18 protein-coding genes and 1 pseudogene are annotated in these 18,889 nt (G+C 72.9%); 15 read left to right on the top strand and 4 right to left on the bottom strand.

From position 1 onward, the window contains the following. Nucleotides 1-17: 17 nt before the first annotated feature. From pgsB to ACFV61_RS06590, 5 genes are all read left to right on the top strand, one after another. The gene (gene pgsB, locus ACFV61_RS06610) at nucleotides 18-1,367 is read left to right on the top strand and encodes a poly-gamma-glutamate synthase PgsB (RefSeq protein WP_380426701.1); all 1,350 of its coding nucleotides are present in this window, start codon (nucleotides 18-20) and stop codon (nucleotides 1,365-1,367) included. After that, nucleotides 1,364-1,846 carry a poly-gamma-glutamate biosynthesis protein PgsC/CapC gene (locus tag ACFV61_RS06605; protein ID WP_063349074.1) on the top strand — a complete coding sequence of 161 codons (483 nt, stop codon included), beginning with the start codon at nucleotides 1,364-1,366 and terminating at the stop codon, nucleotides 1,844-1,846. The genes pgsB and ACFV61_RS06605 overlap by 4 nt, the downstream gene beginning before the upstream one ends. Nucleotides 1,847-1,906: 60 nt before the next feature. Beyond that, nucleotides 1,907-2,992, top strand: coding sequence for an NlpC/P60 family protein (locus tag ACFV61_RS06600; protein ID WP_380426699.1), 1,086 nt, complete (start codon nucleotides 1,907-1,909; stop codon nucleotides 2,990-2,992). A gap of 199 nt (nucleotides 2,993-3,191) precedes the next feature. Further along, nucleotides 3,192-4,013, top strand: a complete 822-nt coding sequence (locus tag ACFV61_RS06595; protein ID WP_063349072.1) for a purine-nucleoside phosphorylase — start codon at nucleotides 3,192-3,194, stop codon at nucleotides 4,011-4,013. 193 nt (nucleotides 4,014-4,206) lie between these two features. Then, entirely contained in the window at nucleotides 4,207-5,931 is a 1,725-nt protein-coding gene (locus tag ACFV61_RS06590) for a phospho-sugar mutase (protein ID WP_380490454.1), read from the top strand. A 63-nt stretch (nucleotides 5,932-5,994) separates the two neighbouring features. On the opposite strand, the gene ACFV61_RS06585 is transcribed toward ACFV61_RS06590, so the two are convergent. Further along, on the bottom strand, nucleotides 5,995-6,669 hold the full coding sequence (locus ACFV61_RS06585; protein ID WP_063349070.1) for a PH domain-containing protein: 675 nt from the start codon (nucleotides 6,667-6,669) through the stop codon (nucleotides 5,995-5,997). A 208-nt stretch (nucleotides 6,670-6,877) separates the two neighbouring features. On the opposite strand from ACFV61_RS06585, the gene deoC reads away from it, so the two are divergent. From deoC to ACFV61_RS06565, 4 genes are all read left to right on the top strand, one after another. Next, entirely contained in the window at nucleotides 6,878-7,864 is a 987-nt protein-coding gene (gene deoC, locus ACFV61_RS06580) for a deoxyribose-phosphate aldolase (RefSeq protein ID WP_079135833.1), read from the top strand. Nucleotides 7,865-7,869: 5 nt separating this feature from the next. Then, the gene (locus ACFV61_RS06575; protein ID WP_380485362.1) at nucleotides 7,870-9,345 is read left to right on the top strand and encodes an aldehyde dehydrogenase family protein; all 1,476 of its coding nucleotides are present in this window, start codon (nucleotides 7,870-7,872) and stop codon (nucleotides 9,343-9,345) included. Then, complete coding sequence (locus ACFV61_RS06570) at nucleotides 9,338-10,240, top strand: aldehyde dehydrogenase family protein (protein WP_380336034.1); 903 nt, start codon at nucleotides 9,338-9,340, stop codon at nucleotides 10,238-10,240. Before ACFV61_RS06575 ends, ACFV61_RS06570 begins: the two co-directional genes overlap by 8 nt. Before the next feature lie 245 nt (nucleotides 10,241-10,485). Beyond that, nucleotides 10,486-11,124, top strand: coding sequence for an ATP-binding protein (locus ACFV61_RS06565; RefSeq protein WP_380336031.1), 639 nt, complete (start codon nucleotides 10,486-10,488; stop codon nucleotides 11,122-11,124). A gap of 246 nt (nucleotides 11,125-11,370) precedes the next feature. Here ACFV61_RS06565 and ACFV61_RS06560 read toward each other — a convergent pair whose 3' ends face one another. Then, nucleotides 11,371-12,033, bottom strand: a complete 663-nt coding sequence (locus tag ACFV61_RS06560) for a SigE family RNA polymerase sigma factor (protein ID WP_107453068.1) — start codon at nucleotides 12,031-12,033, stop codon at nucleotides 11,371-11,373. 591 nt (nucleotides 12,034-12,624) lie between these two features. On the opposite strand from ACFV61_RS06560, the gene ACFV61_RS06555 reads away from it, so the two are divergent. The 4 genes from ACFV61_RS06555 to ACFV61_RS06540 all read left to right on the top strand — a co-directional run bounded on the left by ACFV61_RS06555 (nucleotide 12,625) and on the right by ACFV61_RS06540 (nucleotide 16,045). After that, nucleotides 12,625-13,302, top strand: coding sequence for a response regulator transcription factor (locus ACFV61_RS06555; RefSeq protein WP_063349065.1), 678 nt, complete (start codon nucleotides 12,625-12,627; stop codon nucleotides 13,300-13,302). Between the two features lie 126 nt (nucleotides 13,303-13,428). After that, nucleotides 13,429-14,973 (top strand): HAMP domain-containing sensor histidine kinase, encoded by a 1,545-nt coding sequence (locus ACFV61_RS06550; RefSeq protein ID WP_063349064.1) that lies wholly within the window; start codon nucleotides 13,429-13,431, stop codon nucleotides 14,971-14,973. Continuing rightward, nucleotides 14,970-15,284: a hypothetical protein gene (locus ACFV61_RS06545; protein ID WP_363369413.1), complete on the top strand. Its 315-nt coding sequence runs from the start codon at nucleotides 14,970-14,972 to the stop codon at nucleotides 15,282-15,284. Before ACFV61_RS06550 ends, ACFV61_RS06545 begins: the two co-directional genes overlap by 4 nt. A 149-nt stretch (nucleotides 15,285-15,433) precedes the next feature. After that, on the top strand, nucleotides 15,434-16,045 hold the full coding sequence (locus ACFV61_RS06540; RefSeq protein ID WP_380490452.1) for a VanZ family protein: 612 nt from the start codon (nucleotides 15,434-15,436) through the stop codon (nucleotides 16,043-16,045). Nucleotides 16,046-16,050: 5 nt separating this feature from the next. On the opposite strand, the pseudogene ACFV61_RS06535 reads toward ACFV61_RS06540, so the two are convergent. After that, nucleotides 16,051-16,131, bottom strand: a pseudogene (locus ACFV61_RS06535) (PhzF family phenazine biosynthesis protein); the annotation flags it as partial. Nucleotides 16,132-16,275: 144 nt separating this feature from the next. Between ACFV61_RS06535 and ACFV61_RS06530 the strand changes: the two are divergent. Next, nucleotides 16,276-16,758 (top strand): hypothetical protein, encoded by a 483-nt coding sequence (locus ACFV61_RS06530; protein WP_380490450.1) that lies wholly within the window; start codon nucleotides 16,276-16,278, stop codon nucleotides 16,756-16,758. Between the two features lie 74 nt (nucleotides 16,759-16,832). Here the strand turns inward: ACFV61_RS06530 and aspS are convergent, their stop codons facing one another. Then, entirely contained in the window at nucleotides 16,833-18,110 is a 1,278-nt protein-coding gene (gene aspS / locus ACFV61_RS06525) for an aspartate--tRNA(Asn) ligase (RefSeq protein WP_380490448.1), read from the bottom strand. A gap of 502 nt (nucleotides 18,111-18,612) precedes the next feature. Here aspS and ACFV61_RS06520 point away from each other — a divergent pair. Further along, nucleotides 18,613-18,798, top strand: coding sequence for a PspC domain-containing protein (locus ACFV61_RS06520; protein ID WP_380490446.1), 186 nt, complete (start codon nucleotides 18,613-18,615; stop codon nucleotides 18,796-18,798). The last annotated feature ends 91 nt before the right edge of the window (nucleotides 18,799-18,889 follow it).

Raw genomic sequence — 18,889 nt, 5'->3', positions numbered from 1 at the left:
TGCCCGAAGGACCTCCCGTGCTCTTCCTCTACGTCGTGCTGCTGGTGTGCTGCGCCGTGCTGCTGGTGGCCGGCATCGTCGAGCAGCGCCGGCACTTCGCCGCGCTGGAACAGATCCCGACCCGGGTGCTGGTCAACGGCATCCGCGGCAAGAGCTCGATCACCCGGCTCTGCGCGGGCGCGCTGCGCGGCGGCGGGCTGGTGACGGTCGCCAAGACCACCGGCACGGCGGCCCGGTTCATCCACCCGGACGCCACCGAGGAGCCGGTCTACCGCAAGTTCGGCATCGCCAACGTGGTCGAGCAGATCGGCATCGTCCGCCGCGCCGCCACCTACCGGCCGGACGCCCTGGTGATCGAGTGCATGGCCGTCATGCCGGCGCTCCAGGAGGTCAACCAGACCAAGCTGATCCGCTCCACCATCGGCGTGCTGTGCAACGTCCGCGAGGACCACCTCGCCGAGATGGGCCCGACCCTGGACGACGTCGCCCGCTCGCTGTCCCGCTCGATGCCGGTCGGCGGGGTGTGCGTCACCGCCGAGCAGGAGCGCGCGCACATCCTGCGCGCGGAGGCGGCCCGCCGCGACTGCGAACTGATCGTGGTGGACCCGGAGTCGGTCACCGACGAGGAGCTGCGCGGGTTCAGCTGGTTCACCTTCAAGGAGAACGTGGCGATCGCCCTGGCCGTCGCCGAACTCCTCGGCGTGGAGCGGCGGACCGCGCTGCAGGGCATGTGGGCGGCCCCGCCGGACCCGGGCGTGCTGTCCGTCGAGCGCTACCGCACCGAGGACGGCAAGCGGCTGCGCTTCGCCAACGTCTTCGCCGCCAACGACCCCGAGTCCACGCTGATGAACGTCCGCCAGCTGGAGGGCCTGGGCGCGATCCACCGCCCGCTCAACGTGGTGATCAACTGCCGCCCGGACCGGGTGGAGCGCAACGGCCAGATGGGCCAGATCGTGCCCGAGCTCGACCCGGACGCCGTGTTCCTGATCGGCCACCCCACCAGGAGCGCCCGGGACGGCATCCCCGCCGGGTGGTCCGGCCGGGTGGTCGACCTCGGCGGCGACAGGCGCGACCCGGCCCGGCTCACCGCCGAACTGCTGGCCGAACTCGGGCCGGACTCCTCGCTGGTGGCCGTCGGCAACATCCACGGCCAGGGCGAACTGTTCCTGGAGGAGCTGGCCCGGCTCGCCCCCGACGAGGCCCCGGACGCGCCCGACGCCCCCGAACTCCCGTACCACGAGCCCGAACCGCTCTACCCCGAGCCGGTGTACGACTCCGCGTACCAGCCCGTCCACCACCCCGAACCGCTCCCCGACTCCTGGTTCGAGCCCCACCACCACACCCCCCACCACGGAGACCAGCAGTGATCCCCACCGAGCTCACCCCCGAGATCGCCGCCATCGGCATCGCGCTCGGCCTGGTCTTCTCGCTCGTCTGCTACCTGACCACCAACCTCTCCCCCGGCGGCATGATCACCCCCGGCTGGCTGGCCCTCACCCTGGTCGAGGACCTCCAGCGGGTGGCCATCGTGATCGGCGTGACGGTGCTGACCTACCTCGCCACCCGGGTGGTCCAGAAGCTGGTGATCCTGTACGGCAAGCGGCTGTTCGCCGCCGTGGTGCTGATCGGCGTGCTGCTGCAGGCCACCGTGATGCTGGTCCTCCAGCGCGAACTGCCCACCCTGTACGCCAACCAGACGCTCGGGTTCATCGTCCCCGGCCTGATCGCCTACCAGCTGGTCCGCCAGCCCAGGGCGGCCACCCTGATGGCCACCAGCACGGTGACGCTCGCCAACTACGTGGTGCTCACCGCCGGCGTCCTGCTCGGCGCCCTGCCCGGCACCTGATCCCCCCGTTCAGGAACCCCCGCCAGGAATCCCCGCAGGAACCCCCAGGAAGACCCCCCGATGCCCGTCACCCGCAAGTCCCTGCTCAGCGGCGGCCTCGCCGTGGCCCTGCTGGCCGCCAGCGGCTACCTCACCGTCCAGCTGCGCGACCGCGACCACGACCGGCCGTCGGACCCGGGCGGCGGCGCGCCGCTGATCACCAGCGCCGCCGTGCCGAGCCCCGCCCAGGGCACCGCCGCCGAGTACCGCTACGAGCGGCTGGGCGGACCGGACCGCACGGTGGTCCGGGACGCCCGCGGCGGCGTGGTCGCCACCCTGACCGACAGCGCCCGCACCGCCGTCCTGGCCGGCCCGAGCCGCACCTTCGCCGAGCCGGGCACCACCACGGCCACCGTGGTGACCGACACCTGGGTCCGGCTGATGCCGCAGCCGTGGCGGCCGGGCGCCGAGCAGGAGGGCTGGTTCCGCACCTGGTTCCAGCAGTCGCTCGGCTCCACCGCGGACGACGTGCTGGCGGCGGCCACCCAGTACCTGGCCGGCGCGGCGCCGGAGAAGGACGCCAAGGGCGTGCGGTTCAAGGGCGACGCCTCCTTCGGCCCGCTCAACCCGAACGGTTCGGTGGGCAACGACCTGCGGCTGGAGCAGACCGACTTCCTCGACTACCTCGGCGTTCCGTACACGTTCGCCGACAAGGTGGCCAAACAGCCGGACAAGACGCGCTACGGCGCCTTCGACTGCTCCGGGTACGTCCGGATGGTCTACGGCTACCGCTCCGGTTACCCGCTGCTCTCCAAGGACGTGGCCGGCCCCGGCCTGCCGCGCAGCGCCAACGGCCTGGCCCGGGTCGGCCCGGGCGTCCCGGTGCTGCCGCTGACCACCGCGCCGGGCTCGGACACCACCCTGCGGCCGGCCTCGATCGACCCGCTCCAGCCCGGCGACCTGGTGTTCTTCGAGATCGACGCCCGCACCGGCGCCCGGCTCGACCACACCGGCATCTATCTGGGCCTGGACACCGACGGCCACCCCCGGTACATCTCCAGCCGGGAGGAGGCGGACGGCCCGACCTTCGGCGACAAGGGCGGCACCGCGCGGCTGGACGACAACGGCCTGTACGCGAAGGGGCTGCGCAGCGCGAAGCGGCTCTGAACCCGGGCCCGGCCCGCACCGCCTGCGGTTCGACCCCGCACCGACCTCGCACCGACCCCGCGCCGACTTGTACGTACCGACGAGCGACGTCACCCGAAAGGCGCCACCGAGCTGTGCTTTCGGGTCAACCGGGTAACGATCCGGCATGCCGCGCCGGATTTTCTACGCGCGTAGTCGAATCCCGTCTATCCTCGGAGCCGTGAACGCATCTCCTCAGTCGGTCGTCTCCGCCGACCCCTACGCCGCCGCCCAGGCCGCCGCCGAGCGCCTGCGCGAGCTGACCGGTGCCGAGCGGCACGACGTCGCCCTGGTGATGGGCTCCGGCTGGGTGCCGGCCGCCGACGCCCTGGGCGAGACCGTGGCCGAGTTCCCGGTCACCGAGCTCCCGGGCTTCCCCGCCCCCGCCGTCGCCGGCCACGCCGGCACGATCCGCTCGGTGAAGATCGGCGACAAGCGCGCCCTGATCTTCCTCGGCCGCAACCACTACTACGAGGGCCACGGCGTGGCCACCGTCGTCCACGGCGTGCGCACCGCCGCCGCGGCCGGCTGCGGCATCATCGTGCTGACCAACGGCTGCGGCGGTCTGCGCGAGGGCTGGGTCCCCGGCCAGCCGGTCCTGATCAGCGACCACATCAACCTGACCGCGGACTCCCCGATCGTCGGCGCCAACTTCGTCGACCTCACCGACCTGTACTCCAAGCGCCTGCGCGCGCTCTGCCACGAGGTGGACCCGAGCCTGGACGAGGCCGTCTACGTCCAGTTCCGCGGCCCGCACTACGAGACCCCGGCCGAGGTCAACATGGCCCGGGTGATCGGCGGCGAGCTGGTCGGCATGTCCACCACCCTGGAGGCCATCGCCGCCCGCGAGGCCGGCTCCGAGGTGCTCGGCATCTCGCTGGTCACCAACCTGGCCGCCGGCATCACCGGCGAGCCGCTCAACCACGCCGAGGTGCTGGAGGCCGGCAAGGCCTCCGCCGAGCGCATGGGCGAGCTGCTCGCGAAGGTCCTTGAGCGGATCTGACGCCCGGCCAGGCCCTGTCCGGCCGGTCTTGGCGGGCGGACAGGGCCTAGGCGCACAATCATGAGCGACGGGGCCCTCGGGCGGCCGTGATCCCCTGATCACGCCCCGCGGGCCCCGTCCGCATGTGCCCACCCCTTCTTTGCGGAACCCTCCGGCCGACCAACCGACGCACTTCCCGATGGAGCAGGCAGCCATGACGCAGGCAACCACCACCGACCTCCTCGCCCGGGCCCGAACGTGGCTGGCCGAGGACCCCGACCCGCAGACCCGCGAGGAGCTGACGGCCCTGCTCGCCCGGGCCGAGGACCCGGCGGCCGAGACGGACGGCAAGCTCGCCTGGTCGGACCTCGCCGAGCGCTTCGCCGACCGGCTCCAGTTCGGCACCGCCGGCCTGCGCGGCGAACTGGGCGCGGGCCCGATGCGGATGAACCGCGCCGTGGTGATCCGGGCCGCCGCCGGCCTGGTCGCCTACGTCAAGCAGCAGAACCTGGGCGACCTGGTCGTGATCGGCTACGACGCCCGCCACAAGTCCTACGACTTCGCCCGGGACACCGCCGCCGTGGTGGTCGGCGCCGGCCTGCGCGCCGCGCTGCTGCCGCGCCCGCTGCCGACCCCGGTGCTCGCCTTCGCCGTCCGCCACCTGGGCGCGGCCGCCGGCGTCACCGTGACCGCCAGCCACAACCCGCCGCAGGACAACGGCTACAAGGTCTACCTGGGCGACGGCTCGCAGATCGTCCCGCCGGCCGACGCCGGGATCGCCGCCGAGATCGACGCGATCAGTTCGCTCCACGACGTCCCGCGCGCCGAGGACGGCTGGGAGGTGCTCGGCGAGGACGTCATCGAGGCCTACCTGGCCCGGGCCGTCTCGATCGTCGACGAGCACAGCCCGCGCAACCTCGACGTCGTCTACACCCCGATGCACGGCGTCGGCCGCGACACCCTGGTCGCCGCCTTCCGCCGGGCCGGCTTCCCGGCGCCCACCGTCGTCGCCGAGCAGGCCGAGCCCGACCCGGACTTCCCGACCGTGGCCTTCCCCAACCCGGAGGAGCCGGGGGCGATGGACCTCGCCTTCCGCACCGCCGCCTCGGTCGGCCCCGACATCGTGATCGCCAACGACCCGGACGCCGACCGCTGCGCGGTGGCCGTCCCGGTCCTCGCCAACGCGGCCGGCAGCGGCAACGGCACCTCCGGCTGGCGGATGCTGCGCGGCGACGAGGTCGGCGCGCTGCTCGGCGCGGCCCTGGTCGCCAAGAAGGCCGAGGGCGTCTTCGCCACCACCATCGTCTCCGCCACCCTGCTGGGCCGGATCGCCGAGGCCGCCGGCCTGGGCTACGCCGAGACGCTGACCGGCTTCAAGTGGCTCGCCCGCGCCGAGGGTTTGCGCTACGGCTACGAGGAGGCGCTCGGCTACTGCGTCGACCCGCAGGGCGTCCGGGACAAGGACGGCATCACGGCCGCCCTGCTGGTCGCCGAACTGGCCGCCACCCTCAAGACGTCCGGCCGCACCCTGACCGACCTGCTGGACGACCTGGCGCTGGAGCACGGCCTGCACGCCACCGACCAGCTGTCCGTCCGCGTGCAGGACCTCTCGCTGATCGCCGACGCCATGCGCCGGCTGCGCGAGCAGCCGCCGACCGTCCTGGCCGGCCTCCGGGTCACCCGTGCGGACGACCTGTCGGCGGGCTCCGCCGAGCTGCCGCCCACCGACGGCCTGCGCTACTACCTGGCCGGCGAGGCCGTCCGCTCGGCCCGCATCGTGGTCCGCCCGTCCGGCACCGAGCCCAAGCTCAAGTGCTACCTGGAGGTCGTCCTCCCGGTCGCCACCGCCGCCGACCTCACCGTCACCCGCGAGCGGGCCGCCGAGCTGCTCGAAGCGGTCAAGCGCGACCTGGCCGAGGCCGCGGGCATCGCCGTCTGACGCCCGCCCGTACGAGAAGGGGCCCGCCGGTCGCGTACCGGCGGGCCCCTCGCGTGCTTCGGCTCAGACCGCGATCACCGTGATCAGCGCGGCCAGGCCGGCCAGCGTCGGCGCGATCACCCACCAGCACCACGCCACCTCGACCGGGCCGGCCGCGTCGGGGCGGCGGGCGTTGCGCTCGGCCATCTCCTGGAGCACGTTGGTCACCTGGTCGGACCAGGCGCGGGTCGGGTCGGGCGAGCCCTGCACCACCGGGTTGGTCTGGCGGCCGAACACCATCCCCATCCGGGAGGCGTGCTCGGCGCCGCCGCGCTGCTGGGCCCGGGTCGCCCGCTTGCGCTGCCGCAGCGACACCGGCACCGCCCACACCTGGTACTTCTTGCCCCCGGCCAGCAGCTCGACCGAGTACCCCGCGCGCAGCGCGTCCACCGAGGCCCACGGCGCGGTGATCGTCCGCCACGGGTTGCGCACCAGCAGCCGGCTGCTGTCCGCCAGCACCGCCGGGCGCAGCGTGTAGGCGATCACAGGGAAGGCGAACAGCGGTACCGCCGCGAGCGAGACGTACGGCGTCTTCCCCGTCCCGTTCAGCACCGCGTCGCCGATCAGCCAGGCGGCGACGGCCAGCAGCAGCACTCCGGAGATCACACCGGGGACAGAGCGGTACACGCGGTCCGCATACGCGGGATCCCCGTCGGGGGCGGCGGAACCCTTGCGGGGCTTGCCGTGGGAATCGGTCATGCCGTCGATTCTGCCCCATGCCCCCCACGGAGAGGTCTCGGTCCGGCATCGAATGCCGCCCCCGGACCACCCGGTCGCCGGTCGCCGCGCCTCCCGCGCGTACACGCCCCCTGCCGCCCCTCCGCCTCCCCCCGAGGTCTCGGTCCGGCCACGAAAGGCAGGCCCCCTAGCGGTCGACTACGCGCGTAGATATGCTGCTCTGGTGACTATGTCCACTGTTGCAGCCAATGCCCTCGGCGTTGCGGGCAGCGGCCTTCAGGACGTTGCGGCGTCCGAGGCCTCGCTCCGCCGCTTCCTGCACGGCCTGCCCGGCGTCGACCAGGTCGGCCTTGAGGCGCGTGCCGCCACCCTCGGTACCCGCTCGATCAAGACCACGGCGAAGGCCTACGCCATCGACCTGTCGATCTCGATGATCGACCTGACCACGCTGGAAGGCGCGGACACGGTCGGCAAGGTGCGCGCCCTGTGCGCCAAGGGCAGGACCCCCGACCCGACCGACCCGACCACCCCCCGCGTCGCCGCCATCTGCGTCTACCCGGACATGGTCGCCACCGCGAAGGACGCCCTGCGGGGCACCGACATCCAGGTCGCCTCGGTGGCCACCGCCTTCCCGGCCGGCCGCGCCGCCCTCCCGGTGAAGCTCGCCGACACCGCCGACGCGGTCGCCGCGGGCGCCGACGAGATCGACATGGTGATCGACCGGGGAGCCTTCCTCTCCGGCCGCTACTACGACGTCTTCAACGAGATCGTCGCCGTCAAGGAGGCGTGCAAGCGCCCGGACGGCACCAGCGCCCACCTCAAGGTGATCTTCGAGACCGGCGAGCTGCAGACGTACGACAACGTGCGCCGCGTCTCCTGGCTGGCGATGCTGGCCGGCGCCGACTTCATCAAGACCTCCACCGGCAAGGTCGCCGTCAACGCGACCCCGCCGGTCACCCTGCTGATGCTGGAGGCGGTCCGCGACTTCAAGGCGCAGACCGGCGTCCAGGTCGGCGTGAAGCCCGCCGGTGGGATCAAGACCACCAAGGACGCCATGAAGTACCTGGTGATGGTCAACGAGACCCTCGGCGACGACTGGCTGAGCCCGCACTGGTTCCGCTTCGGCGCCTCCAGCCTGCTCAACGACCTGCTGATGCAGCGCCAGAAGCTCACCACCGGACGCTACTCCGGCCCCGACTACGTGACGGTGGACTGATCACCATGGCCAAGAAGAAGAACATCGAGGAGCCCGTGAAGGCCTCCGGCCTCTTCGCCTACGCCCCGGCCCCCGAGTCCCCCGCCGCCGCGGGCGACATCGCCACCTCCTACGGCCACTTCATCGGCGGCGAGTTCGTCGACTCCTCCGGCAGCGAGGCCCTGAAGACGGTCAACCCGGCCACCGAGCAGGTGCTCGCCGAGTTCGCCCAGGGCACCGACGAGGACGTGGACCGCGCGGTCGCCGCCGCCCGCAAGGCCTTCGCCGACTGGTCGGCGCTGCCGGGCAGCGAGCGCGGCAAGTACCTGTTCCGGATCGCCCGGATCATCCAGGAGCGCAGCCGCGAGCTGGCCGTGCTGGAGTCGATCGACAACGGCAAGCCGATCCGCGAGACCCGCGACTTCGACATCCCGACCGTCGCCGCGTGGTTCTTCTACTACGCCGGCTGGGCGGACAAGCTGGACTACGCGGGCTTCGGCGCGAACCCGCGCCCGCTGGGCGTGGCCGGCCAGGTCATCCCGTGGAACTTCCCGCTGATGATGCTGGCGTGGAAGATCGCGCCCGCCCTGGCGACCGGCAACACCGTCGTCCTCAAGCCGGCCGAGACCACCCCGCTGACGGCCCTGCGCTTCGCCGAGATCTGCCGCCAGGCCGGTCTGCCGAAGGGCGTCGTCAACATCGTCACCGGCGACGGCCGCACCGGCGCCGCGCTCACCGCGCACCCGGACGTCAACAAGGTCGCCTTCACCGGCTCCACCCCGGTCGGCAAGGCGATCGCCAGGCAGCTGGCCGGCAGCCGCAAGAAGCTGTCGCTGGAGCTGGGCGGCAAGGCCGCGAACATCGTCTTCGACGACGCGCCGATCGACCAGGCGGTCGAGGGCATCGTCAACGGCATCTTCTTCAACCAGGGCCACGTCTGCTGCGCGGGCTCGCGCCTGCTGGTCCAGGAGTCGATCCAGGACGAGCTGCTGGACGCCCTGAAGCGCCGGATGTCCACCCTGCGGGTCGGCGACCCGCTGGACAAGAACACCGACATCGGCGCCATCAACTCGGCCGCCCAGCTGGCCCGGATCACCGAGCTGACCGACGCCGGCGAGGCCGAGGGCGCGGACCGCTGGTCGCCCGAGTGCGAACTCCCGGGCACCGGCTTCTGGTTCAAGCCGACCCTGTTCACCGGCGTCAGCCAGGCCCACCGGATCGCCCAGGAGGAGATCTTCGGCCCGGTCCTGTCGGTGCTGACCTTCCGCACCCCCGACGAGGCGGTCGCGAAGGCCAACAACACCCCGTACGGCCTCTCCGCCGGCATCTGGACGGAGAAGGGCTCGCGCATCCTGTGGACGGCGAGCCGGCTCAAGGCCGGCGTGGTCTGGGCCAACACCTTCAACAAGTTCGACCCGACCTCGCCGTTCGGCGGCTACAAGGAGTCGGGTTACGGCCGCGAGGGTGGCCGCCACGGTCTGGAGGCCTACCTCGATGTCTGATGTCGCGACGCGTCTTGACGTCCTCAAGACCTACAAGCTGTACGTCGGCGGGAAGTTCCCGCGCTCCGAGAGCGGGCGGGTGTACGAGGTGACGGACGCCAAGGGCCAGTGGCTCGCCAACGCTCCGCTGGGCACCCGCAAGGACGCCCGCGACGCCGTCCTGGCCGCCCGCGCGGCGGTCAAGGGCTGGGCCGGCACCACCGCGTACAACCGCGGCCAGGTGCTGTACCGGGTGGCCGAGATGCTGCAGGGTCGCCGCGAGCAGTTCGCCGCCGAGGTCTCGGCCGCCGAGGGCATCGGCCCGAAGAAGGCCGCCGCGCTGGTGGACGCCGCGATCGACCGCTGGATCTGGTACGCGGGCTGGACGGACAAGGTCGCCCAGATCGCGGGCGGCGCCAACCCGGTCGCCGGCCCCTTCTTCAACCTCTCCACCCCGGAGCCGACCGGCGTGGTCGGGATCGTCGCCCCGCAGGCCGGGTACGGGCACTCGCTGCTCGGCCTGGTCTCGGTGATCGCCCCGGCGATCGCCACCGGCAACACGGTCGTGGTCGCGGCCGCCGCGGACGCCCCGCTGCCGGCCCTGTCGCTGGGCGAGGTGCTCGCCACCTCGGACGTCCCCGGCGGCGTGGTCAACATCATCTCGGGCAGGACCGCCGACATCGCGCCCACCCTGGCCTCGCACCAGGACGTCAACGCGGTGGACCTCACCGGCGCGATCGCCGCCGACGGCCCCGGCGCGGCGCAGGCGCTGGAAGCGGCCGCTGCGGATACCCTGAAGAGGGTGGTCCGTCCGGAGCTGGACCCGTTCGCCCAGGACTGGACCAATGCGCCCGGTACCGACCGGCTACTCTCGTTCCTGGAGACGAAGACGGTCTGGCACCCGATGGGGATCTGACCGCCCCGTCGACACCGAGTAACAACTCCACAGACTGGCCGTCCCCAGTGCCCTCTCCCCCCCAGGGCCCGGACGGTCATTGGACGGACCCGCGCCTCTCCCCCCCTGGCGCGGGTCCGTCGCCTTTCCGTGCCGTTTCGACGCCGTTTCGCCGCCGTCCTGCGGCTCGCCGATCCGCGGGGCCCGCAGAAGGTGTGATCCGACGGGTTTCGGCATCGGGCCCGGATGCGTCAGACTGGTGTCCCGTGAGTGACGACCCGCTGAATCCTGTGCCGACGACCCACGCCCGGGTCGTCCTGCTGTCCGGCCCCTCCGGCTCCGGGAAGTCCTCGCTCGCCGAGCGCAGCGGGCTGCCGGTCCTGCAACTGGACGACTTCTACAAGGACGGGGACGACCCCACCCTGCCGCTGCTGCCCGACGGCGCGGTCGACTGGGACTCCCCGCTCGCCTGGCACCGCGACCAGGCGGTCGCCGCGATCCGCAGCCTGTACGAGACCGGCCGCGCCGACGTCCCGGTGTACTCGATCCCGGACAACGGCCGGATCGCCACCCGCGCCCTGGAGCTGGACGGCGCCCCCGCGTTCATCGCCGAGGGCATCTTCGCCGCCGAGATCACCGCCGAGTGCGCCGCCGAGGGCCTGCTCGGCGATGCCCTGTGCCTGCGCAACGGCGCGCTCACCACGGCCTGGCGCCGGCTGCGCCGGGACGTCCGGGAGGGCCGCAAGTCGCTGCCGGTGCTGCTGCGGCGCGGCTGGCGGCTGATGCGCGCCGAGCGCTCCATCGTCGGGCGGCAGGTCACCCTGGGCTCCCACCCGTGCGCCGGGGCCGAGGCCGAGCGCCGGATCCGTGCCGCGGCCGGGCGGCGGGAGCTGTCCTCCGTCTGAGCCGTCCTCCGTTGGGGCCGTCCTCCGTTCGGGTGGGCCGGCTCCGGGCGGGGGCTCGACGCGGAACGAAGACACGAAGAACGACGGGCCCGGTGCGTCTCCCCCGCACCGGGCCCGTCGCCTTCCCCGAACGGCCGTCGGGCTCCCCGTGTTCACCGCTCCCCCGAGCCGGCGTCCACGCACCGCGACCGTCCGCTACCCGTCCCCCGACGGGAGTTCCACTCCTTCGCGTCACCCGCGTCCGCGTCAGGCGACCAGCTCGCCGAACGCCCGGACGGTGTCGCCCGACTTGTTCAGGTGCTCGTCCTCGCGCAGCCGGCGCAGCGCCCGCCAGATGCTGCTCTTGACCGTGCCGACGCTGATCCCCAGCACGTCGGCGATCTCCGGGTCGGTCTTGCCCTCGTAGTACCGCAGCACCAGCATGGTGCGCTGGTTCTCCGGAAGCTTCGCCAGCGCCTGCCAGAGCACGGTGCGCAGCTCGGTGCCGCCCATCGCGTCGGTGTCGCCGGCCGTCTCCGGCAGCTCCTCGGTCGGGTACTCGTTGACCTTGCGGCGCCGCCAGGCGGAGATGTGCAGGTTGGTCATGGTGCGGCGGAGGTACCCGCCGACCGCGGCCTTGTCGGTGATCCGGCCCCAGGCCCGGTAGGTGCTGAAGAGCGCGCTCTGCAGCAGGTCCTCGGCCTCGTAGCGGTCACCGGTGAGGTGGTACGCCGTGGCGTACAGGGAGGCGCGGCGCTCACGCACGTACGCGGTGAACTCCGTGATGTGGTCCTCCGCGACGGCCGGGTGCTCCCCCTGCGCGTCCGCCCGTCCCGCCTCGGTGGTGCGGGCCGCCGCCGGGTTCAGCTGCAGCAGCGTCGCACCGGCGGCCTCGCGGCCGGCCGACTCCCCCGAGCCGACCGTCCGCAGACCGTTCCCGCCGACGCCCCGGTTCCCCGCCGGAGCGTCCTTGCCCTCGACGCGGACGGGGAGGATCCCCCGCAGCGTGAGGGTGTTGCCGGAGTCGGCCGCGTTCCCCACCCGGCCGATCCCGAACAGCTCCCCCGTCCTGGCGCCGCCGCTCACCCGGCGGGCGACAGGGTTTCCACCGGTGCTGTGCGCGCACCCCCGTACGGTCACGGCACCGGAGTTCTCGTCGGTCCTGACCTCGTACCGGGTCCGCGGGGCGGTGGCTGACGAACGCGCGGTGCGGACAGCCGGGTTGGTCCGGGTCTGAAGCATGGCGTTCATCGTGCGCCCCCTGGGTCGGTACGAGCGGTTCCTGTTGCCGCCTTCCAGCCGGCCGGGTTGGCCCGCTGTCCTGCGGCGACATGGAAAATCTTGCCCGCCGGTTGTGATGACGCTGTCCGCCGACTGTCACAGGGGTGTCACAGGGGCGGGCCTTTCGTCCCGGTCCGCCTCCCTCCGTACCGGACGCCGGTAGTGCTCCTTCCGGTTCCCATACGGTCGGTGACCGGTCCTGGGGGTGATTCGACGCTTCGAGTGGGCCAAAATGGGGCCGTGCCTTTCCTCCTTCTGATCGAGGACGACGACGCCATCCGGACCGGCCTCGAACTCGCCCTCACCCGCCAGGGCCACCGTGTGGCCACCGCCGCCTCCGGCGAGGACGGTCTGAGGCTCTTCAAGGAGCAGCGGCCCGACCTGATCGTGCTGGACGTCATGCTGCCCGGAATCGACGGCTTCGAAGTCTGCCGCCGCATCCGCCGCACCGACCAGCTGCCGATCATCCTGCTGACCGCCCGTTCGGACGACATCGACGTGGTGGTCGGCCTGGAGTCCGGTGCCGACGACTATGTGGTCAAGCCGGTGCAGCCGCGGGTCCTGGACGCCCGGATCCGGGCCGTGCTGCGGCGCGGCGAGCGGGAGAGCTCGGACTCCTCCGCGTACGGCACCGTGGTGATCGACCGGGCGGCGATGACCGTCACCAAGGACGGGCAGGACCTCCAGCTCACCCCGACCGAGCTGCGGCTGCTCCTGGAGCTCAGCCGCCGCCCCGGCCAGGCGCTCTCCCGCCAGCAGCTGCTGCGGCTGGTCTGGGAGCACGACTACCTGGGTGACTCCCGTCTGGTGGACGCCTGCGTGCAGCGGCTGCGGGCGAAGGTCGAGGACGTGCCGTCCGCGCCGACCCTGATCCGCACCGTCCGCGGGGTGGGCTACCGGCTGGACCCGCCGGCCTGAGTTCCGCTCCCGTCCTCCTGCCTGCCGTCCTCCTGCTTCCCGTCCTCCTGATTGCCGCCCGCCCGATCCGCCTGGGCTGCCCGAAATTCCTGAACTCCCTGAACTTCCGTACGACGACAGGCTCTTGTGACTGATCATCAGACGACGGCCCGCCGCTTCGCCGCGGGCCCGTGGCGCAGGCTGCGCTCCCTGCGGGTACGGCTGATCGCGGTGTTCGCGGCGGTCGCGCTGCTCGCCGCCGTCTCGGCCTCCGGCATCGCCTACTGGCTGAACCGCGACGCGGTGCTCAAGCGCGCCCAGGACACCGCGCTCAACGACTTCCGGGTCTCGCTCAGCCGCAACGTCTCCGAGCTGCCGCTGAACGCGAGCTGCCCGGACCTGACCGCGCTCGCGTCCACCGTCGCCAGCTCCGGGCTGAGTTACGACGTGGTCGTGGCCGACCCGGCGCACCCGGAGTGCACGGCCTCCTCCGACCCGGGGCAGTTCACGCTGGCCGACGTCCCGGCGGCGCTGCAGTCCACCGTCGCCCGGCAGCGCGAGGTCACCGAGAACAACCCGTACCCGTACCACCTGTACTGGCAGCGGCAGAACCTGGCGGGCCAGCCGTTCCTGATCGGCGGCACCAAGGTGGTGCCGACCGGCCCGACGGCGTACATGTTCAAGTCGCTGGAGAACGAACGCAAGGACCTCAACACGCTGGGCTGGTCGCTGGCCATCGCCACGCTGCTCGCTCTGATCGGCTCGGCGCTGCTCGCCCAGGCCGCCTCGTCGACCGTGCTGCGGCCGGTCAAGCGGCTCGGCGACGCCGCCCGACGGCTCGGCCAGGGACACCTGGACACCCGGCTGGAGGTCGAGGGCGGGGACGAACTCGCGGACCTGGCGAGGACGTTCAACCGGGCCGCGGAGTCGCTGCACGAGCAGGTCGAGGAGCTGAGCGCGCGCGAGGCGCAGAGCCGGCGGTTCGTCGCCGACATGTCGCACGAGCTGCGCACGCCGCTGACCGCGATGACCGCCGTCACCGACATCCTGGAGGACGAGGCCGAGTCGCTGGACCCGATGATCGCGCCGGCCGTACGGCTCGTGGTCAGCGAGACGCGGCGGCTGTCCGACCTGGTGGAGAACCTGATGGAGGTGACCCGCTTCGACGCCGGCACCGCCAAGCTGGTCGCCGACGAGGTGGACATGGCCGACCTGATCATGTCCTGCATCGACGGCCGGGCCTGGTACGACGCCGTCGAACTGGACGCCCCGCGCGGCATCCTGGCCGTGGTCGACCCGCGCCGGCTCGACGTGGTCTTCGCCAACCTGATCGGCAACGCGCTCAAGCACGGCGGCTCCCCGGTGCGGGTCAAGGTCCGGCAGACCGCGGGCTCGGTCGTCATCGAGGTCTCCGACAGCGGCCCGGGCATCCCCGAGGACGTGCTGCCGCACGTCTTCGACCGGTTCTACAAGGCGGACCGGGGACGGGCCCGCTCGGAGGGCAGCGGCCTGGGGCTGTCGATCGCGATGGCCAACGCACAGATCCACGGGGGCACGATCACGGCGGCGAACGGGGAGGTCGGGGCGGTGTTCACGCTGACGCTGCCGCTGGCCCCGCCGCCTCCGCCGAACGAGGGCGAGACCGGTGACGGCCTTGTCGGCGACTCCGCCCAGGACAAGGACGCCACGTGACCGCCCCCACCCGCACCGCCCTGCGCCGCACCGCCGGCGCCCTGCTGCTGCTCGCGCTCGCCTCCGGCTGCGGCATCCGGCCGACCGCCGTCCCGGTGGACGCGGGCGCCCCGGCCAGCCGGACGGCCTGCCCGACCGCCCCGCACATACCGACCGCCCTGGCCACGCCGTCGGCGCCCACGCCGACCCCGCCGGCCCGCGGCGCCGCCAAGGCCGGTGTGAGCCCGAGCCCGTCGCCCACGGTGGTGCCCGCCACCCCGCCGGCCGACAACGTGTTCGGCGCGGTGCCGACCGCGGCACCCTGCCGGTAGCCCCGCCTGCCCGTCGTCCGTCTGCCTGTCTGCCTGTCTGCCTGTCGCCCCGCCGTTCGGCCCCGGGGCGGCGGGGCGACCGGGGGCGCGCCCCGGAATGTTCACGCCCGGGGGGAACCACCGCGCCACCGGTCCACGTCCTTCCCCCCGTGCAGCGAGATGGCACCAGGACACGCGACGAGCGTTCCGGCGCACGGACCAGGAACCGGCCGGCGGCGGCCGTCCACCGTCCCCTTCGAACAGCCGGACTGGCGGGCCTGACCTGTCACCTGGCCCTCGTCCTCTGGCTGGTGGTGCTGAGGCCGCTGCCGGTTCCCTGGGTGTACGACACCAACCTGACGCCGCTGGCCTCCCTCCGCTCCTCCACCGGCTGGCAGGTGGTCGGCGAATTCCTCCTGCTGGCCCCGCTCGGCGTGCTGCTCCCGCTGGCCGGCGGCCGACTGCGGGCCCCCTGGCTGCCGTCCTTCCTACGCACCACCGGCGCCTCCGCCCTGCTGGCGACCGGCCTGGAGTTCCTCTCCTCCTGGACGCCCGGGCACGTCCTCAACGTCGACCACATACTGCTCGCCGTGATCGGGGTGGCCATCACCCACCTGGCCCTCGTCCCCGGCCTGCGGCGGCTGCTGCGCGACCGGCGGCCGCGGGTCCGGATGCCGGTGCCCGCGCCCGCGCCCGCGCCCGCGCCGAAGGTGACCACCCTGGTCGGCCCGCCGGTCGCGCGCGCCCGCGCCTACGCCGAGCCCACGCCCCCCACCCGCTGAGGCCCGCCCTCCCGCACCACGGCGAGTGCGTTCCCGCACTCGCCGCCGGGGCCGCAAAAGACCCGCAGCACCTCATAGTCAGTCATTTCCCACCCCGTCAATTGCCGTTCCGTCGGGGTGCGACGACTCCGTGATGAAAAGGCGACGCCGAATGTCGGCCGCCTCCGGTAACCTGCGCTGTCGCCCCAAAGGCTTCACCGTCTTATCCCCCGTCCCACAGGAATCCCCCCTTGAACAATCTCAATTTCAGCGCCGAGCCGCTTTTCTCCTGGTACGTCGTCGCGCTCGCGATCAGCGGTGCCGCCATGCTGGTCCTCGGAGCGGTCAATCCCGGTAGCGGCCTGAAGGTCGGCTGGCGGATCCTCAACGTCCTCGCAGGCCTCGGATTCCTGGGGTACGCCTACTACCTCGCGTTCGTCTTCGAAGGCGGCCGGTACGAAATCTTCCTCAAGGCGTTCATCCTCCCGATCGCGCTGATCGCCAGCTCCGTGAAGGCGATCGTCGAGCGCGGCAACGCCAAGAACCAGCAGCCGGCCCCGCAGCCGGCGCCGTACGACCCCAACGCCCCGCAGGCGGCGCCGTACGACCAGCCCGTCCCGCCGCAGGGCGCCGCGCCGCAGGGTGCGCCGTACGCTCCGCCGGCGCAGCCCGTGCCGGACAACCCGTACGCGCAGCCGGTGCCGCCGGCCGGGCAGTCCGGGCAGGCGCAGTAGCCGCCTGCTGATCCGCCGCCGGCGGGCGGGGGGCTCCGGTCCGTCCGGTGCCCCCCGCCCGCCGGGGTCGGATGTCAGGGCGTCAGGCGGTGCAGGTCGCGCGGGAAGAGCGTGGTCCGGCGAATGTTGTCGGTGCCGGTGAGCCGCGCCGTCCAGCGCTCCAGCCCGAGCGCAAACCCGCCGTGCGGCGGCATCCCGTGCGCGAAGGAGCGCAAGTAGCCCTCGTACGGCTGGACCGGCTCGCCCCGGGCCGCCAGCGCGGCCAGGTAGTCCTCGTGCCGGTGCAGCCGCTGGCCTCCGGTGACCAGTTCGAGCCCGCGGAAGAGCAGGTCGAAGCTGTTGGAGTACTCCGGGCGGCCCGGTTCCGGGTGGGTGTAGAAGGGCCGCTTGCGCATCGGGTAGCCGACCACGAACAGGAACTCGCTGCCGTGCTCGCGCAGCGCCCACTCGCTGAGCCACCGCTCGTGCGCCGGGGCGAGGTCCGGCTCGTCGACGCCCAACAGCCGCATCGCCTCGGCGAAGTGGAGCTGCGGGATCTCCGCCGGGACCTCGGGCAGCTTCACCTCCAGCAGGTCGACGGCGGCGCCGGACCGCTCGGCCACCGAGGCGACCATCCCGGCGACCACCTCGCGCAGCACGGCCATCACCTCGCGGTGGTCGGTGATGAAGCCGAGTTCCGCGTCGAGGCTGGTGTACTGCGCCAAGTGCCGCGCGGTGTCGTGCGGTTCGGCCCGGAACACCGGCCCGGTCTCGTAGACCCGCTCGAACACCCCGACCATCGCCTGCTTGAAGAACTGCGGCGACTGCGCGAGGTAGGCGGGGCGGCCGAACCAGTCCAGCGCGAAGACGTTCGCCCCGGACTCGGTGGCCGAGGAGACCACCTTCGGGGTCTGGATCTCGGTGAAGCCCAGGCCGTCGAGGGTGGCCCGGAACCCGCCCACCGAGGCCGCGGTGATCCGGTGCAGGGCGGACAGGCGCGGGTGGCGGAGGGTGACGGGGGCGCCGTCGAGGATCACCGGGAGGGCGGCCTCGACGGTCGGCCGGAACAGGCTGACCGGGGGCGCCTCGGCGAGGCTGGACAGGACCTCGACGGTGGGCGAGGTCAGCTCGACGCCGGCCGGCGCCTGCGGGTTGGCGGTGACGGTGCCGCGGATCCGCAGGACGGTCTCCTCCGGCAGGTCGGGGCCCGCGCCGGTGGCGACCACCTGGGCCAGTCCGGAGCGGTCCCGGATCACCAGGAAGGTGACGGACTTGAGTGCGCGGCGGCGGTGCAGCCAGCCACTGATCTCTACGGATTCGCCGACGTGGCCGGGTAGTTCGGCGGCCAGGACACGGGTCGTCGGGTGGATCATCGCGGCCCTCCAGGGGCGTCGTGGTGATCCCTTCGGAGTGCGGGCGAGAAGGGCAACTCGCGGTGCCACCGCACTTTCGCCGCCGCCCGCACGGGCGGCGGCCTCATTGCGGCCCGTTGACGGGGGCCGGCCGGCGGGGCATTTCCTCCCCGCACTCGGGAGTGTCTTCGCTCCGGGACGCAGGGCCGCCTTCACAGCTGCCGGCGGCTCTCTCGACCCACGGGGCCCGGAGGTACTCGTCTCCCTCGACGTGTTGCCGGAAGGCTAGACCGGACCGTCGCCGGACCGCAACGGGCTTTCCCGCCGCCGCGCGGGCGCCACCTGGGGCGTCCGCCTCCGGGCGACCCTGAGACGGACCCCGACACCCGGCTACGCCTCACCGGCGAGTCGGCGGGGTGGCGAATCGACTGCCAGGTGGACGTTTCCGGGAGCGCGGTGGCGGAGAGTGGAAATTAAGCCCGCCGGATCGGCCGGATCGGGTGCCACGACACGGAGTTGACCCATGAGCGCCCGTCTCGCCCGTCCCCGTCACAACCGCGTCATCGCCGGCGTCTGCGCCGGGCTCGCCGAGCGCCACGGCGTGACGCCGTGGACCGTGCGACTGATCTTCCTGATCTCGATCATCCTGCCCGGGCTCCAGTGCCTGGTCTACCTGGCCCTCTGGGTGCTGCTCCCCCAGGAGCCGTAAGCCCGGGAGCCGTAAGCCGGGGAGCCGCACGCCCGGCGCCGTTGCGCCGGGGCCGGTACGACGGCGGGCCGCCCGCTCCCGGGATCACCGG

This window comes from Kitasatospora sp. NPDC059817, assembly GCF_042731835.1.
Taxonomy (GTDB): Bacteria; Actinomycetota; Actinomycetes; order Streptomycetales; family Streptomycetaceae; genus Kitasatospora.
The sequence above is the reverse complement of the archived record's forward strand: the minus strand, read 5'-3'. Positions and strand labels throughout refer to the sequence as shown.

Excerpts from the sequence above, each read along its gene's own strand:
- ACFV61_RS06600 (WP_380426699.1), top strand. The coding sequence starts at position 1,907 with ATGCCCGTCACCCGCAAGTCCCTGCTCAGCGGCGGCCTCGCCGTGGCC.
- ACFV61_RS06590 (WP_380490454.1), top strand. The coding sequence starts at position 4,207 with ATGACGCAGGCAACCACCACCGACCTCCTCGCCCGGGCCCGAACGTGG.
- ACFV61_RS06585 (WP_063349070.1), bottom strand. The coding sequence starts at position 6,669 with ATGACCGATTCCCACGGCAAGCCCCGCAAGGGTTCCGCCGCCCCCGAC.
- deoC (WP_079135833.1), top strand. The coding sequence starts at position 6,878 with ATGTCCACTGTTGCAGCCAATGCCCTCGGCGTTGCGGGCAGCGGCCTT.
- ACFV61_RS06575 (WP_380485362.1), top strand. The coding sequence starts at position 7,870 with ATGGCCAAGAAGAAGAACATCGAGGAGCCCGTGAAGGCCTCCGGCCTC.
- ACFV61_RS06570 (WP_380336034.1), top strand. The coding sequence starts at position 9,338 with ATGTCTGATGTCGCGACGCGTCTTGACGTCCTCAAGACCTACAAGCTG.
- aspS (WP_380490448.1), bottom strand. The coding sequence starts at position 18,110 with ATGATCCACCCGACGACCCGTGTCCTGGCCGCCGAACTACCCGGCCAC.
- ACFV61_RS06520 (WP_380490446.1), top strand. The coding sequence starts at position 18,613 with ATGAGCGCCCGTCTCGCCCGTCCCCGTCACAACCGCGTCATCGCCGGC.